This window comes from Gilliamella sp. Gris1-4, assembly GCF_001690335.1.
Classification (GTDB): domain Bacteria; phylum Pseudomonadota; class Gammaproteobacteria; order Enterobacterales; family Orbaceae; genus Gilliamella; species Gilliamella apicola_P.
On record NZ_LZHA01000014.1, the window covers coordinates 1 to 15,290 of the forward strand.

The 15,290-nt window shown below is 34.9% G+C and carries 14 protein-coding genes; 8 read left to right on the plus strand and 6 right to left on the minus strand.

The genetic code is table 11. The features are described from left to right. Positions 1-615, plus strand: a 615-nt coding sequence (locus A9G31_RS01500; protein WP_065559901.1) for an IS5 family transposase, incomplete at its 5' end; no start/stop codon positions are given. 77 nt (positions 616-692) lie between these two features. On the opposite strand, the gene A9G31_RS01505 is transcribed toward A9G31_RS01500, so the two are convergent. From A9G31_RS01505 to dusA, 4 genes are all read right to left on the minus strand, one after another. Then, positions 693-980, minus strand: coding sequence for a hypothetical protein (locus A9G31_RS01505; RefSeq protein ID WP_065560126.1), 288 nt, complete (start codon positions 978-980; stop codon positions 693-695). A 12-nt stretch (positions 981-992) separates the two neighbouring features. Continuing rightward, positions 993-1,448: a hypothetical protein gene (locus A9G31_RS01510; protein WP_065560127.1), complete on the minus strand. Its 456-nt coding sequence runs from the start codon at positions 1,446-1,448 to the stop codon at positions 993-995. A 35-nt stretch (positions 1,449-1,483) separates the two neighbouring features. Continuing rightward, a complete protein-coding gene (gene rep / locus A9G31_RS01515; RefSeq protein ID WP_065560128.1) occupies positions 1,484-3,499 on the minus strand; it encodes a DNA helicase Rep in 2,016 nt (671 codons plus the stop codon). 104 nt (positions 3,500-3,603) lie between these two features. After that, positions 3,604-4,530 carry a tRNA dihydrouridine(20/20a) synthase DusA gene (dusA, locus tag A9G31_RS01520; RefSeq protein ID WP_081299300.1) on the minus strand — a complete coding sequence of 309 codons (927 nt, stop codon included), beginning with the start codon at positions 4,528-4,530 and terminating at the stop codon, positions 3,604-3,606. A gap of 120 nt (positions 4,531-4,650) precedes the next feature. Between dusA and A9G31_RS01525 the strand changes: the two genes are divergently transcribed. Further along, complete coding sequence (locus A9G31_RS01525; protein ID WP_065560130.1) at positions 4,651-5,028, plus strand: DUF5362 family protein; 378 nt, start codon at positions 4,651-4,653, stop codon at positions 5,026-5,028. Between the two features lie 93 nt (positions 5,029-5,121). Here the strand turns inward: A9G31_RS01525 and bamE are convergent, their stop codons facing one another. Continuing rightward, on the minus strand, positions 5,122-5,541 hold the full coding sequence (gene bamE / locus A9G31_RS01530) for an outer membrane protein assembly factor BamE (protein ID WP_065560131.1): 420 nt from the start codon (positions 5,539-5,541) through the stop codon (positions 5,122-5,124). A 212-nt stretch (positions 5,542-5,753) separates the two neighbouring features. Here bamE and A9G31_RS01535 point away from each other — a divergent pair, with 212 nt between their 5' ends. Beyond that, positions 5,754-6,365: an FKBP-type peptidyl-prolyl cis-trans isomerase gene (locus A9G31_RS01535; RefSeq protein ID WP_065560132.1), complete on the plus strand. Its 612-nt coding sequence runs from the start codon at positions 5,754-5,756 to the stop codon at positions 6,363-6,365. A 41-nt stretch (positions 6,366-6,406) separates the two neighbouring features. Here the strand turns inward: A9G31_RS01535 and A9G31_RS01540 are convergent, their stop codons facing one another. Next, on the minus strand, positions 6,407-7,603 hold the full coding sequence (locus A9G31_RS01540; RefSeq protein ID WP_065560133.1) for an MFS transporter: 1,197 nt from the start codon (positions 7,601-7,603) through the stop codon (positions 6,407-6,409). A gap of 132 nt (positions 7,604-7,735) precedes the next feature. On the opposite strand from A9G31_RS01540, the gene dapB reads away from it, so the two are divergent. The 5 genes from dapB to tamB all read left to right on the plus strand — a co-directional run bounded on the left by dapB (position 7,736) and on the right by tamB (position 15,279). Next, a complete protein-coding gene (gene dapB / locus A9G31_RS01545; RefSeq protein ID WP_065560134.1) occupies positions 7,736-8,557 on the plus strand; it encodes a 4-hydroxy-tetrahydrodipicolinate reductase in 822 nt (273 codons plus the stop codon). A gap of 7 nt (positions 8,558-8,564) precedes the next feature. After that, on the plus strand, positions 8,565-9,062 hold the full coding sequence (gene tadA, locus A9G31_RS01550; protein WP_065560135.1) for a tRNA adenosine(34) deaminase TadA: 498 nt from the start codon (positions 8,565-8,567) through the stop codon (positions 9,060-9,062). Positions 9,063-9,192: 130 nt separating this feature from the next. After that, a complete protein-coding gene (hpt, locus tag A9G31_RS01555) occupies positions 9,193-9,732 on the plus strand; it encodes a hypoxanthine phosphoribosyltransferase (RefSeq protein ID WP_065560136.1) in 540 nt (179 codons plus the stop codon). Positions 9,733-9,749: 17 nt separating this feature from the next. Continuing rightward, positions 9,750-11,465 (plus strand): autotransporter assembly complex protein TamA, encoded by a 1,716-nt coding sequence (tamA, locus tag A9G31_RS01560; protein ID WP_065560137.1) that lies wholly within the window; start codon positions 9,750-9,752, stop codon positions 11,463-11,465. Between the two features lies 1 nt (position 11,466). Continuing rightward, complete coding sequence (tamB, locus tag A9G31_RS01565; RefSeq protein WP_065560138.1) at positions 11,467-15,279, plus strand: autotransporter assembly complex protein TamB; 3,813 nt, start codon at positions 11,467-11,469, stop codon at positions 15,277-15,279. Positions 15,280-15,290 lie beyond the last annotated feature (11 nt).

The following is a 15,290-nucleotide window of genomic DNA, read 5'->3' on the forward strand; positions in this document are numbered from 1 at the left end:
TTGCCAGAAGAGTTTGGTGAATGGAGCACTGTCTATAGGCGATTTAATTTGTGGTCTAAAAAAGGAATATTAGTTGATATTTTCAAACATTTATCACAACTAGCGGATTTTGAATGGGTGTTCCTAGATGGCTCGATTATCAGGGCTCATCAACATAGTACAGGCGCTGCAACGGAGTATTCCGAGCAAATAGGTCAGAGCTGTGGTGGTAATTCAACTAAAATTCATCTTGCGGTTGATAGTGGTGGTTTGCCTATTTGTTTTGAGCTTTCTGAAGGACAACGACATGATATCACTTATGCAGAAAACCTAGTTGAAAAGCTTGATGAAGTCAATACAGTGATAGCCGATAAAGGTTATGACAGCGAGCCTTTTCGGTGCTTTGTTCGTCAAAAAGGCGGACGAACGGTGATTGCTAAACGTAATTATGGTAAGGATATAGATAAAAGCAGTATGGATAGGTGCCTTTATCGCTATCGTCATTTAGTCGAGAATGCCTTTGCTAGAATCAAGCAATATCGTTCAATATCAACTAGATACGATAAGTTAGAAAGGAATTATGCCAGTATGGTATCACTGGCATTTATGTTAATGTGGCTGCCAATGTATTGTTGAGTAATTTATGTACAGCAAAGATCAACAGCCCCTAATAACTTTATATTTTAATTAACTCTATATTTTCATGCTATTACTTAGTTTTTTTTAGTGATTATTTGACATATTTCTTCACATTCGTTTGTTTTCATCACTTCGATAATATGTGATAACTGTGATTTAAATATAGGTTGTTGAGTTATTAATTGTTCGGCCTTTTCAATGATTGCTGTCTTTTTCGATTCTGGGATAAATTTTGCGTAATTTTCAGCTGACTGTTCTAATGTGGTGATAATATCCAATTTAGATTGTTCAGTTAAACAGTCTGGTAAAGCAATCCACTTAAATCCACCGTAGTAATATTTTAACATTTCTGATTGCATCATTTTCACACTATACTATATGACTCCACCTCTTTCATTATCGGGAAGTTCTTTATAAAACTGATTAATATGGGGAGATATTGCCGCAAAATATTTTATATTAAAAGTACTTAATAAAATAATTTCTTGTTGAAATCGTTTTAGGTTATTCGTTAGATCTTGGCTGGTTATTTCGTTTGATTTATTTGATGAAAAGGTTAAATAAATCTCAACTATATGGTTGATATAATTGGTTATATCTAATTTCTCATCTATTTTATCTTTTGAAAAATTCTCAAGAAGTTTGGGATCAGTAAATTGGCTAAGAATTTCTTTACCTTCTTTTGTATATAACCTAGGTAATGTTTTTTGCGCTTCAAATTTTTTGGTTAATTGATAGAGCCTCGTGCGTTCTGAGTGATAATTTAAACCTGTAGCATTCGCAAAGCAACTAGTTAAAATTAATATGACACTTATTATTAACTTCATCATTTGTTATTCCTTATTTTATAATTGTCAAAATTTGGTTACTTAGCCTTGGCAATTTGCGCTTTTAGCATGGCTAGCCTACTTTGCCCTTGTTGCATTTTTTTTTCAGGTGATAATTCGTTACGCTGATCTTGCCACTCCAAGTCGTCTTGTGGCAGTTCTAATAAAAATCGACTCGGTTCAACTTGAAGGGTTTCGCCAAATTGTTTACGTTGCCGGCTAAAAGAAAAAGTCAGTTCTCGTTGCGCCCGAGTAATACCAACATAAGCTAAACGGCGCTCTTCTTCAATGTTATCTTCATCAATGCTGGTTTGATGAGGTAATAAACCTTCGGACATGCCAATCAAGTAGACATAAGGAAACTCTAATCCTTTAGATGCATGTAGTGTCATAAGTTGTACTTGGTCGAGTTCTTCTTCGGACTCGTTACGTTCTAACATATCACGCAAAGTAAATCTAGCGACAGCTTGTTCAAGTGTCATTGCTTCATCAATATCATCACCTTGCAACATATCGTTTAACCAACTGACCAATTGTTCTACATTCCGCATACGCATTTGCCCTGATGTTGGGGATGATGAGGTTTCATAAATCCAGCTCTCATAATGAATCCCGTGTAGAAGTTCATAAATAGCTTCCATGGGTTCAGTATGAGATTTTTGAATAAGGGCATCAAACCATTGTATGAATTCTTGTAATGACTCCATACGTTTACCTGAAAGCAATTGGGTCAACCCCATATCATGGCTTGCTTGATATAAACTAACACCTCGATGATTAGCCCATTCGCCAAGTTTTTGAATAGTTGCTGGACCAATTTCTCGTTTTGGTGTGTTGATAATACGAATAAACGCATTATCATCATCTGGATTAGTTAATAATCGCAAATATGCCATTAAATCTTTAATTTCAATTCGAGCAAAAAATGATGTACCGCCAGAGATTCGATACGGTATCCGATATTGCATGAGTATCTTTTCAATTAGTCGTGCCTGATGATTGCCACGATATAAGATAGCGTATTGACCATATTGACTGTTATGCGCAAAGCGATGGCCAATAAGGTGATTAATAACTTTTTCGGCTTCATGCTCTTCGCTATCGGCTGAAATAACTTTTAATGTTTCACCATAACCCAGTTCTGAGAAAAGTTTTTTTTCAAAGATATGTGGATTATTTTCGATTAAGATATTCGCCACTTTTAAAATTCGACCCGATGATCGGTAATTTTGTTCTAATTTGATCACTTCTAAATTAGGAAAATCTTGTTTAAGTAATACTAAATTTTGTGGTCGTGCACCACGCCAAGAGTAAATAGACTGATCATCATCACCAACAACAGTAAATTTAGCTCGGTTACCAACTAGTAATTTGATAAATTCGTACTGACTTGTGTTTGTGTCTTGATATTCATCAACCAACAAATAACGAACTTTGTTTTGCCATTTTTCGCGAACTTCTTCGTTGGTTTTTAATAAGAGTGTGGGCAATAATATAAGATCATCAAAATCTAATATACTGCAAGCTTTTAATTGTTTTTCATACAATTGATAACAGTGAGCAAATAGTTTCTCTTTATTCGTCTGCGCTCTTGCCATCGCAATAGTTGAATCAACAAGATCATTTTTCCAATTTGAGATTGTTGAGCGTAATTGATTAATCAAATCCTTATCATCTTCTAACCATTGATGAGTTAGTTCCTTGAGTAGCGCTGTTTGATCATGATCATCAAATAGTGAGAAGTTAGATTTAATTCCCAGATGAGTATACTCTCGGCGAATAATATCCAATCCTAGCGTATGGAATGTTGATATTTTAAGCCCTCTTGCTTCTTGTTTACTAAGTGCTTGGGCTATACGTTCTTTCATTTCGCGTGCGGCTTTATTCGTAAAGGTAACTGCAACAATATGGCGTGGTAAATATTCTTTAACACGAATTAAATAGGAAATTTTGTTAATGATAACCCGAGTTTTGCCAGAACCTGCCCCAGCTAAAACAAGGCACGGTCCTGAAACATATTCAACGGCTTTTTGTTGACTTGAATTTAAACGCACAGAATAAAACCATTAGGGAAAATGTGAGCTAGTATATAACGATATACTAGCAGCGCGCAATTAGCGTCATTATTGAGCGAATTTAATTGCTATTTTGTTAAATATTATTTGATGAATGTTAAAGCCTGTTCAACAACCTCGACCCCTGCCCCTTTTTTATGCGTATTTTCGCTAAGATAACGCCGCCATTGCCTTGCTCCTTTACGTCCATTAAATATACCTAAAGTATGCCTCATAATATGGTTAAGTTGCGCACCTTGCATTAGCTGTTGTTCGATATAAGGGTAAAGTGCTTGAATAGCAGATAGAGGATCAATGACGGGAGCATTTGTGCCAAAAATTTGCGTATCAATTTCAGTAAGTAACAGTGGATTTTGATATGCCTCTCGCCCAACCATTACACCATCAACATGCTGTAAATGGCATTTTATTTCATCAATTGTTTTTATGCCACCATTGATGGCTATAGTTAAATTGGGATAATCTTGTTTCAATTTATAAACACGTTCATAGTCAAGTGGCGGAACCTCACGATTTTCCTTTGGGCTTAATCCTGATAACCATGCTTTGCGCGCATGTACAATAAATGTTTTGGTGTAAGGCATTACCTTTTCAATAAATTGACACAAAAAAGTATAGCTATCGCAATCATCAATACCAATTCTTGTTTTTACCGTGACGGGAATATCAACCTGATCTTGCATCTGAGCAATACAATCGGCAACCAAATTTGGATTTCCCATTAAACAAGCACCAAACATACCATTTTGTACGCGATCTGATGGACATCCCACATTTAAGTTGATTTCGTCATAACCACGTTCTTGCGCTAATTTTGCACATTGCGCTAATGCGTTAGGATCGCTACCGCCTAGTTGCAAGCTAACTGGATGCTCTTCATTGTTGAAAGCTAAATAATCACCTTTCCCAAATAAAATTGCGCCTGTAGTCACCATTTCGGTATATAGCAATGCTTTTTTTGTTAAAATTCGATGAAAATAACGGCAATGTTTATCTGTCCAATCTAACATTGGGGCAATAGAAAAACGATTTAAACTTGAGCTAGTATGCAAAAAATCACCTCGACATTAATTGAAAAAATGTTATTCTATTTGTCGTTTTTAAATAGAGCAACAATATAAGGAATAAAAATGGATACAAATCAAGCAAATGTAATTTCTTTTCAAACTACTGAATTATTAAAAAAACATATGCGTTTTATTGCAACAATGCAACAAATTTTTGGCGTTATTTTTATAATTGTAGGCGCTCTTACCTGTCTAGGTATAATCACTGCTATTATTGGTATTCCACAAATCATTGCTGGGGTAAAACTTTTTAAGTCAGGAAGCGCATTTAGCTTAGCTGCAAGTGTTCAAAAAGAAAATGATATTATTGATGCTATTGAAAACCTATATGGCTATTGGAAATATGCTTTAATAACATTTATCGCTTCAATACTATTTTTCATTATATATATGATAATTATTGTTTCTATTATTGCTTCATACAGTAATGGTTATTACTAATAAATATTATTTTAATCCATTACTTTTTTGTTTAAATAACTAATCTAAAATAAAAAACCTCGTTTTTAACGAGGTTTTTTATTAATATTTTAATTAAGATTCAGGAACATCATCATCTTCGGATTTAGTATCAATTGGATCTGATATACCTTGTTTATTCATCTCTTCTAAAGATTTTGAACCAGCTAGCTCTGAAGTTTTGATATCCTTAACAATACCCATTTCATCAAAATAGACAGCGTAAGTTCTTTGGCTAACAGCACCATGCTGTGGTTGTTGCCGGAAAACATAATACCAAACACTATCACCAAAAATAGAAGTTAGCATTGGTGAGCCCATAATAAACACAACTTGCTCTTTGCTTTGCCCAACTTGCAATAGCTCAATAGCATCTGGTGTCACATAATTACCCTGATTAATATCAGGTCTATAGACCCAACGATCAACAACAGAACAACCCGTTAATAAAACACTAGTTACAATTGCAAGTGCGGAAAATTTACGAAACAACATCTACACTTAATCCATTCTTTAAAATTTAATGATCCGTATTATCGCTGATCTTTTAATTAAGTGCTAGCCAAATTAATAAATTCTTTCGAAGTTATGTAATGAAATAGTAATAAGGTTTGATAATATGAATTATTACTTGACTTTTACTTATGTATCTCCAAACTAATCACCTTATTAATAAACCTTACCAATTAACTATATAAAGGTAAAAAATGAAGTTAGAAACTATTGAACAAAAAGCAAGCTATGCAATCGGCTTACAAATTGGGCAACAATTAAAAGAATCTGGATTGAACAATTTAGAACTTAATGCGTTAAAACTAGCAATGGAAGATGTTTTAGCTGGTAATCAACCGGCTTTACCTCTGCAAGAATTACATGAAGCATTACGCCATGTGCATGAACAAGCGACCAAAGAGAAGGCCAAACAAGCAGAAAAAATTGCTCAAGCAGGTAAAGATTTTCTAGCAAAAAATATCAAAAAAGATGGCATTAAATCAACTGAATCTGGTTTACAGTATGAAATCATCAAACAAGGCGATGGCGATTTACCGAAAGCAACCGATCGCGTGCAAGTTCATTATACAGGGCAACTAATTGATGGCACAGTATTTGATAGTTCTGTTGAACGTGGTCAACCTGCTGAGTTTCCAGTCAATGGCGTAATTCAAGGCTGGGTTGAAGCGTTACAACTTATGCCTGAAGGTTCAAAATGGCGTTTATATATTCCTCAAGAATTAGCCTATGGTGCTCAGGGTGCTGGCGCATCAATTCCGCCATACAGCGCATTAATTTTTGATGTTGAATTATTAAAAGTTTTATAAGCAAGAATGGACGCTACTTGGCGTCCATTTGTTTTGAACGATTATCGTTTAGGAAGATGATAAGCACTAAACGCCGCAAGTAACAATAAAATACTCGCCGTACCAAACGCAACTAAATGAGTATGTAAATGATCATAAGCCCATCCACCTAACCATGAACCAATCATCGCACCAATTTGATGTCCCAAATAGGTTAATCCTGAAAGTAGTCCCACAATTTTTACACCATAAATATCAGCGGTAATGGCTCCAGACATCGACAAAGCACCGGCCCAAACCAAACCACCCACTGCTGCAATAGTAAAAAGCTGCCATTTAGTTGATGCTAAAACAAGAGCAATAAAACCTAAACCTCGTATTAAATAGACCATCATTAAAATGTTTTTTCGTTGCACTATATCAGATAAATAACCCAAAACTAAGGTACTAAAAATAGCCACTAAACCAATCAAACCAATACCATTAGAACTAATGATAGGGTCAAATCCATGATCGATAAGCATTGGGACTCCATGTGTTCCTAATAAATTCATACTGAAGCCACAGGTAAAAAGCCCAAAACTCAGTTGCCAAAATGGACGTGTTTTTAACACATCTATAAGTTTGATACTAGGCTCTATTTTTTGATTGATAACAGGCTCTATACTATAGGCTTCGATTTCAGATTGATTATCTTTCATAATAAACAAAGCAATAGGCAAAGCGATAATCATAAAAATCACAGCAAACGAAATTAGCGTTGTTTGCCATCCATAAATAGGAATGAAGAAAGCAAAAACAGGTAACATCACTGCAATACCTGCCATACTTCCTGTTGATAAAATAAATAAAGCCAATCCTCTACGCTTGATAAACCAACGTGCCACAATAGGCGTAAAACTGACAGAACCAACAAAAGAAGTACCAAAAGATAATGCAACACCAAAAGATAGAAAAAAGTTCCAATAATCAGTTGAGTTAGCAGCCCAAACAGTAGAAATAATAATAATGATGGAACCAAATATTAGGACAAAACGAGTGCCATATTTACCAACTAAATATCCCGCTATTGGCATAGCAATTCCAGAGAAAAGCATACCTATAGCAATAATTCCAGAAAGAACGCTACGACTAAAATTAAGATCATTTGCAATGGGAAGAAAAAAAACTCCCATACTCATCCTCAAGCCACTAGAAAGCAAAGTGAGAAAAGAAGCCGCAATAACGATATTCCAACCAAAATACCACGGAGATCGCATAATAACTCCTAATTATATTTTTATATAAAACGGTTCAAAAATTGTAGCATTTAAGTTTAGTTGATGTGTATAAGTTATGTATTTTCCGCTATAATATTTATTTATATTCATAAAAAAATTAAGGAAAGTTATATGTCAACAAATATGATTCGTATCGCAATTGCCGGCGCAGGTGGCAAAATGGGACGGCAACTTATCCAAGCTGTTTCGCAAATTGAAGGAGTTACCTTAGGAGCAGCATTTGAACGAGCAGGTTCCTCACTAATTGGTAGTGATGCAGGTGAGCTTGCAGGGATCGGTATTTGTGGCATTAAAGTCACCGATAATCTAGAACAAGCTAAAGATCAATTTGACGTATTGATCGATTTTACGCGACCTGAAGGCACACTCGCCCACTTAGCTTTTTGTGTTGAAAATAAAAAAATGATAATCATTGGCACAACTGGTTTTGATGATGCAGGCAAACTAGCTATTACTGATGCAGCGAAAAACATTGCCATTGTCTTTGCCGCAAACTTCAGTGTCGGTGTTAACTTAATGCTAAAATTATTGGAAAAAGCTACCAAAATTATGGGCGGTTATACTGATATCGAAATTATTGAAGCCCATCACCGTCACAAGGTTGATGCCCCTTCTGGTACAGCATTAGCCATGGGTGAAGCCATTGCAGATGCACTTGATTGCAACTTAAAAGATCGTGCAGTTTACTGCCGTGAAGGTCATACAGGGGAAAGACCACAAGGCGCTATCGGCTTTGCCACTATCCGTGCTGGAGACATAGTAGGAGAACATACTGCTATCTTTGCCGATATTGGTGAGCGCGTTGAAATTAGTCATAAAGCATCTAGCCGCATGACATTCGCTAATGGCGCTGTTCGAGCCTCGCTCTGGCTTGCCAAACAACCCGTTGGTTTATACGACATGCGCGATGTTTTAAATCTAAATAATTTGTAATTTGAAAATGTCAGATGAAATTTGGATGCAACATGCACTAGTGCTTGCTAAACGCGCCGAGTTGCTTGGAGAAATCCCTGTCGGTGCTGTAATTGTTGATGAAAATAATCAAATTATTGGCGAAGGTTTTAATCAACCCATCAGCACGCATAATCCCACTGCGCACGCTGAAATGATGGCTATTGAACAAGCAGGTAAATATTTGAATAACTATCGTTTGATTAATACGACCCTGTATACCACACTTGAGCCTTGCATTATGTGTGCTGGAGCCATTATACACAGTCGTATTAAACGTGTAGTATATGGTGCTAAAGATTATAAAACTGGCGCAGCAGGTTCTTTTATTGATGTTCTTGCTTACCAAGGTATTAACCATTTTGCAGAAGTGACTAGCGGAGTGTTGATTAACGAGTGTAGTACTGTTTTAAGCAGCTTTTTTAAAAAACGTCGCTTACAAAAAAAATTGGTCAAGAATGGTTGTCAAAAAGTTTCCGATAACTAGTTGTTTATGTATAAAACTCTATAATTTATTTCCATATTACTTTAATAAAAAATTAGTTTTCTTATTCTTTTTATAAAGGAAAATTGTTAAAATCTAATTTAATTTTTAAAAGTTAATTTGAGAATTATTAATGAAAAAACACACCTTAGAAATGATGATATCTGCTGATGATGTCCAAAAACGTGTAATTGAACTAGGTCAACAAATAAGCCAAGATTATCAACATAGCCAAAATGAACTAATCTTAGTTGGACTTTTACGTGGCTCTTTTATTTTTATGGCCGATTTGAGCCGAGCAATTACTGTCGGGCACGAAGTTGATTTTATGACAGCATCAAGCTATGGTAATGCTGTTATTAGTAACCGTGACGTTAAAATCTTAAAAGACTTAGATGAAGATATCCGTGATAAAGATGTATTAATAATCGAAGATATTATAGATACGGGTAATACTCTTAGCAAAGTCATGGCTATTTTAAAATTGCGCCATCCACGTAGTATTGAAATTTGTACGTTGTTAGACAAACCCTCTCGCCGTGAAGTAAACGTTCCAGTTAAATATATCGGATTTTCAATTCCTGACGAATTTGTTGTAGGTTATGGTATTGACTATGCTCAGCACTACCGTCACTTACCTTTTATAGGTCATGTAACTTTACTTGAATCTTAATATTATACGAGGTATATGTGTCTCGATTCTCCTGTTCATTAGGTTTACTTTTAGTTATAACAACTACGTCAAGTTATGCTGACATGGAATTATCCATTAAGGGATTAAAAGGCGATCTTGCTGATAATGTTGAGGCACGTACTTCATTAATTACACCTGACAAAGTTAGTAATACTCCAAATTTTAAGCGTTATTTCGAAAGTGAAGCAAAAAAAGCATTACGCGCATTGGGTTACTACTCTCCTAACTTTGAATATAACGCACAAAATCCGAAGGTTCTTGTTGTTAACATATCACTTGGTGAACCCGTATTAGTTAATCAGCTTAATGTTAATATTACTGGTGAGGGGCTACAAGATCCTGATTTTCAATATTTACTTAAAAATGACTTACCAAAAATTGGCGATGTGTTAAATCATGGGATCTATGAATCATTTAAGAAAAGTCTGCAAAATTTATCACTAAAAAAAGGTTACTTTGATGCCAATATGCCTAAACATCAACTAGCTGTATCTATGTCTGAGCATCAAGCCTTTTGGAATATTGATTATACAACAGGTAGACGCTATCGATTTGGTAAAGTTACTTTTCATAATGCCAAAATTCGTGATGACTATTTAGCAAATATTGTGCCGTTTAAAGACGGTGAGGAATATACAGCAGAACAATTATCATTATTAAATAGACGCCTTACCTCTACAAACTGGTTTAATTCAGTGGTTGTTGTCCCAGATTTTCCTCATCTAACCGAAGATAGAGTTCTTCCTATTGATGTAGAAACCTCACCCCGGAAAAAAAATAATATGGACTTAGGATTGGGCTTTTCAACAGATAACGGCGTGCATGGTAAGATTGGTTGGAATAAACCTTGGATCAATAGTCGGGGGCAAAGTTTTCAAAGTAACTTATCTTTATCTTCGCCAGAACAATTGGTGACCATGAGTTACAAAATCCCTTTGAAAAAATCACCATTAGAGCAATATTACACTATTCAAGGTGGTTATAAAAAGATAGATAATAATGATACCTACTCACGTTCTTATACGTTCGGGGCTTTGCGCAACTGGGATAATTTTTATGGGTGGCAAACGGCATTAGGATTAAATATGCTAAATGATGACTTTACCCAAGGGGATTCAAGTTTTAAAACATTTTTGTATTACCCGTCACTTAGCATATCAAGAATCCGTTCTGATGGTAGTTTATTAGCAATGTGGGGAGATTCGCAACGTTATTCTATTGAAGCAGCTGGAGAACAATTAGGTTCAGATATTAATCTAGTGCGATTTCAGGCACAACAAGCATGGATTCGCTCCTTAAAAAAATCGCATCGATTTATAGCTCGTGGCAATTTTGGCATTATACAAGCGAGCAATTTTGACCGTGTTCCACCATCATTTAGATTTTTTGCTGGTGGTGAACGCAGTATTCGAGGTTACAGTTATCAGTCTATTTCGCCTAAGGATAAAAAAGGTAAATTAAAAGGAGCTTCTAAACTCATCACAGGTTCACTTGAATATCAATATAATTTATCTGGATCATGGTGGGGAGCCGCATTTGTAGATACAGGTGAAGCAATAGATAAAGTTGATACAACTAAATTTTATACAGGAACTGGTTTTGGCATTCGTTGGGCTTCGCCGGTCGGACCAATAAAGGTTGATTTAGCAACACCACTTAACAAAGATACAGGCTCTATTCACCTATACATTGGCTTAGGAAGCGAATTATAATATGACTAAAAATTCAGCTAGATTTAAAAAAGTAAAAAAATTAAAGCGGATACGTAAATGGAAAAAACGAAGCATCGCCATTTTATCTGTTATCGCCTTTCTAATTGTTTTTGTTATTTTGTTTATATACACCAGTCTTGGTGTAAAATTAACCACCTATGTTTTAAATAAATTTCTACCTGAGTTAAAAATAGCTCAAGTTGAAGGCACCTTTCATGATTTGCATATACAAGGACTTTCGCTTGAATTACCGGGTATTAATGTTCAAGTTAATGATGCTTCATTTTCACTCACAGGACTTTGTTTATTAAAGACTGAAGTCTGCGTCAATCAATTCAATGCCAATGGTGTAAATGTTTCAATTAACACTAAAGAAATCGAAAGTTCACCAAGTGAAACTACTATTGATACTACCGCAGAACAACATTTTGTTCTCAAAACTCCATTACCTATAGAGCTTAACAGCACACACCTTACTAATGTAAAAGTCACTGTTGATGATATGCAATTTGGAATGTCTGACTTCACGGGTAAAGCCACATGGGTTAATAATCAGATTTATGTTTATCCTGCTGTTGCCACAGAGTTAAGTGCTATTTTTACAGGTAATCAAAGAGCAGATGTACCAGTAAAAACGTCCGATAAAGATATCGCACTTAATGAAAAAATTTCCCAACTTTTTAATCAACCGCTAATTGAATCATTGCCTCAGGTTAATATTCCATTAGATATTAATATGACTAGTTTAAGAGGGACAAACTGGCTATTACATATGGGGGGGCAAGATTATCTATTTGATAACGTTGCAATTCAAACCAATATTGTTAATAGCCGTATTATTATAAAACAATTAGATACTGATGCTATAACTCCCTATGCTAGCGGACATGCTTCACTTTCTGGCGAAATAACATTACACGATGACTGGCCAATATTAGCTTTAATAAAAGCAAATACCGAACAAAATCAACTTGATGCACAGTTTTCAGGCAAATTGCTTGGTGAGTTATTGACCAACATAAAACTTGATGGTTCGAATCAAATGGTGATGAGTGGACACATCAATTTTATTGAAAAATACTTACCTGTAATCACTCAAATTGAAGGTAAGCATATTCAATGGCCAATTGAAGGGCAAGCACAATATCAATTAAATAATTTTTCCACATCAATAAATGGTAATGTAAAGCAGTTTCAAATGTCGGCCAAAGGTATTGTTGAAGGGAAAGAATTAATTAATACTTCGTTTGATATTGCTGGCAAAGGAACTAATCAAGAGGCAAGCATTGATCATGGCATCATTAAATTACCTCAAGGTGAAATTAATATAGATGGAAATATAAGTTGGTCACAAGCATTACAATGGGATATCAACATAAAACTAAATAATGTTGATATGTACAAAGAACTACCTAGCTATCCGATTCAATTAAATGGTCAATTTAAAACTACAGGCATATTAGACAAGGATAAATGGGCATTTGATTTATCCGATCTGCAACTAAAAGGTAATATTAATCGTGCCAATTTTTTAGCATCTGGTAACGTATATGTTGATTCTGAAAATTTAGCCACTGCAAATAATTTTGCAATAAAATGGGGTAAAAATCAGTTCGATTTAAATGGTTCCGCTGAAAAAGGCAACTTACAGGCGAAGCTAAATCTCGAATCATTATCGTTATTAGTTGATGATATGCAAGGTTCAATTGTAGGCAATATAAAACTTAATCGTACACATGATAATGCAATTATAGATACTAGTTTAGCCATTAACTCGCTATCTTTTAACACCATCAAAATAGCCAAAGCTAATCTTATAGGTAAAGTTGAGTATAAAGAACAGATCAGTGGCAACATTAAACTCACAGGACAATCAATAGAACTTTCAAACCAAACCATAAAAAAACTAAATGTTGATCTATCTGGTAGTGAAAGCCAACATATATTAACCGTTAATATTGATGGTGAACCTGCATCACTAAAAACATCGTTAACAGGAAAACTTGATAAGGAACGCACAAAGTGGAACGGAACCATTTCAGGAGCGCTACTCAATTTAAACAAAAATAACAGTTGGCAATTAGCTAAATCTGTTGACTTATCTTATGATGTTAATAATCAAATCCCAGCAATTAATGCTCATTGCTGGATTAATGGGAAGTCAAGCATTTGCCTCGATAAGCAATTTTTGTTAGCCAAAAATACTAATACAAGTATCACCTTAAAAAACATTAATCTATCTAAGCTACCGATACAAAATGACGGTGAAACCAAACTTGCTGGTAGTATAAATGGAAAAATAACTATTCAATTTAATAATGACAATACAATACCATTAATAAAAGCAAATTTAACAAGTTATGATGTTTATATTCAACAAATGGTTACCTCTCAATCGTTACTATTGCCTTTTGATGTTTTCAAAATAGATGCTGAATTTAATGAACAACAAGCTAAATTGGATTGGAAATTTGGTCTGAATAAATTAGGAAAAATAAACGGTAATCTTGTTATTACTGATCCAATTGAACAAAAAAAATTAAGTGGTCAATTAAGTATCGATCACTTAGCTTTAGCAATTATTAACCCGTTATTAGATAGCAAAGACTATGCCAAAGGGGCTATTAACGGTAACATTAAATTTTCTGGTTCCTTAAATGAGCCATTGCTAACAGGAAACATTAACTTACAAAATAGTGAAATCAAATCAAGCCAATTACCAATTGATATTAAATCAGCTAAATTTGACCTCAATTTCAATGGTAAATCATCCACATTAAAAGGTGTTTTAACTACGCAAGCTGGCAATGTTAATATTAATGGTAATGCCAGCTGGAATACTATAGATAAATGGCAAGCCTCATTAGCTGTTAATGGCGCTGCCATGGAAGTTACTGTGCCACCAATGATTGTTATGTCAATTGTTCCAGATATTAAAATCAATGCAACACAAGATGAATTAACTTTATTAGGTAAAGTTAGCATTCCAAAAGGAAAAATAACTGTTGAATCACTTCCCGCATCAAGTGTTGATGTTTCACCAGATGAAGTAATGCTCGATATAAATCTAAAAGCAATTAAAAAACAAGAGCTTGACATTAAAATTTTTAGTCATATTGAAATCGATATAGGCGATAATGTTACTGTCGATGCATTTGGGTTAAAGGCTTCACTTAAAGGTAACTTAATTGCGGCACAAACTAATAAAGGGCTTGATCTACATGGTGAGGTTTTAATTCCAACAGGTCGATTCCATGCCTATGGACAAGATTTGATTATTCATAAAGGCATCGTTACATTTTCAGGATCAGCGGATCAAGCCACACTCGATATTGAAGCAATCCGTAATCCAGAATCAATGGAAAATAGTAATATCATGGCTGGAATCCGTGTTACAGGATCGTCTGAATCGCCAAAAATTGAAGTATTTTCAGATCCCGCCATGTCACAGCAAGAAGCACTATCCTACTTAATCCGAGGACAAGGACTTGATAGTGCAGAACAAAGTGATAGCGATATGATGACAGCATTACTGGTTGGTATTGGAACAGCAAAAACAGGTAAATATATTGGCGATATTGGTAATGTATTTGGTATTAAAAATCTAACACTTGATACACAAGGTGCCGGTAATAACTCTAAAGTTGTGGTTAGTGGCTACATATTACCTAATTTACAACTTAAATATGGAGTAGGTATTTTTGACTCGTTGGCTACTTTTACTTTGCGTTACAGACTAATGCCTAGTCTATATTTAGATGCTACATCAAGCTTAGCACAAACATTGGATATTATTTATCAATTCGATTTTTAAATCAAATTAGT

What these genes read in the sequence shown, in the direction of transcription:
- bamE (WP_065560131.1), bottom strand. Translation starts at nt 5,541, where the DNA reads ATGTTGTTTCGTAAATTTTCCGCACTTGCAATTGTAACTAGTGTTTTA.
- dusA (WP_081299300.1), bottom strand. Translation starts at nt 4,530, where the DNA reads ATGTTAGATTGGACAGATAAACATTGCCGTTATTTTCATCGAATTTTA.
- dapB (WP_065560134.1), top strand. Translation starts at nt 7,736, where the DNA reads ATGTCAACAAATATGATTCGTATCGCAATTGCCGGCGCAGGTGGCAAA.
- A9G31_RS01535 (WP_065560132.1), top strand. Translation starts at nt 5,754, where the DNA reads ATGAAGTTAGAAACTATTGAACAAAAAGCAAGCTATGCAATCGGCTTA.
- A9G31_RS01525 (WP_065560130.1), top strand. Translation starts at nt 4,651, where the DNA reads ATGGATACAAATCAAGCAAATGTAATTTCTTTTCAAACTACTGAATTA.
- A9G31_RS01510 (WP_065560127.1), bottom strand. Translation starts at nt 1,448, where the DNA reads ATGATGAAGTTAATAATAAGTGTCATATTAATTTTAACTAGTTGCTTT.
- tadA (WP_065560135.1), top strand. Translation starts at nt 8,565, where the DNA reads ATGTCAGATGAAATTTGGATGCAACATGCACTAGTGCTTGCTAAACGC.
- tamB (WP_065560138.1), top strand. Translation starts at nt 11,467, where the DNA reads ATGACTAAAAATTCAGCTAGATTTAAAAAAGTAAAAAAATTAAAGCGG.
- A9G31_RS01505 (WP_065560126.1), bottom strand. Translation starts at nt 980, where the DNA reads ATGATGCAATCAGAAATGTTAAAATATTACTACGGTGGATTTAAGTGG.
- A9G31_RS01540 (WP_065560133.1), bottom strand. Translation starts at nt 7,603, where the DNA reads ATGCGATCTCCGTGGTATTTTGGTTGGAATATCGTTATTGCGGCTTCT.
- hpt (WP_065560136.1), top strand. Translation starts at nt 9,193, where the DNA reads ATGAAAAAACACACCTTAGAAATGATGATATCTGCTGATGATGTCCAA.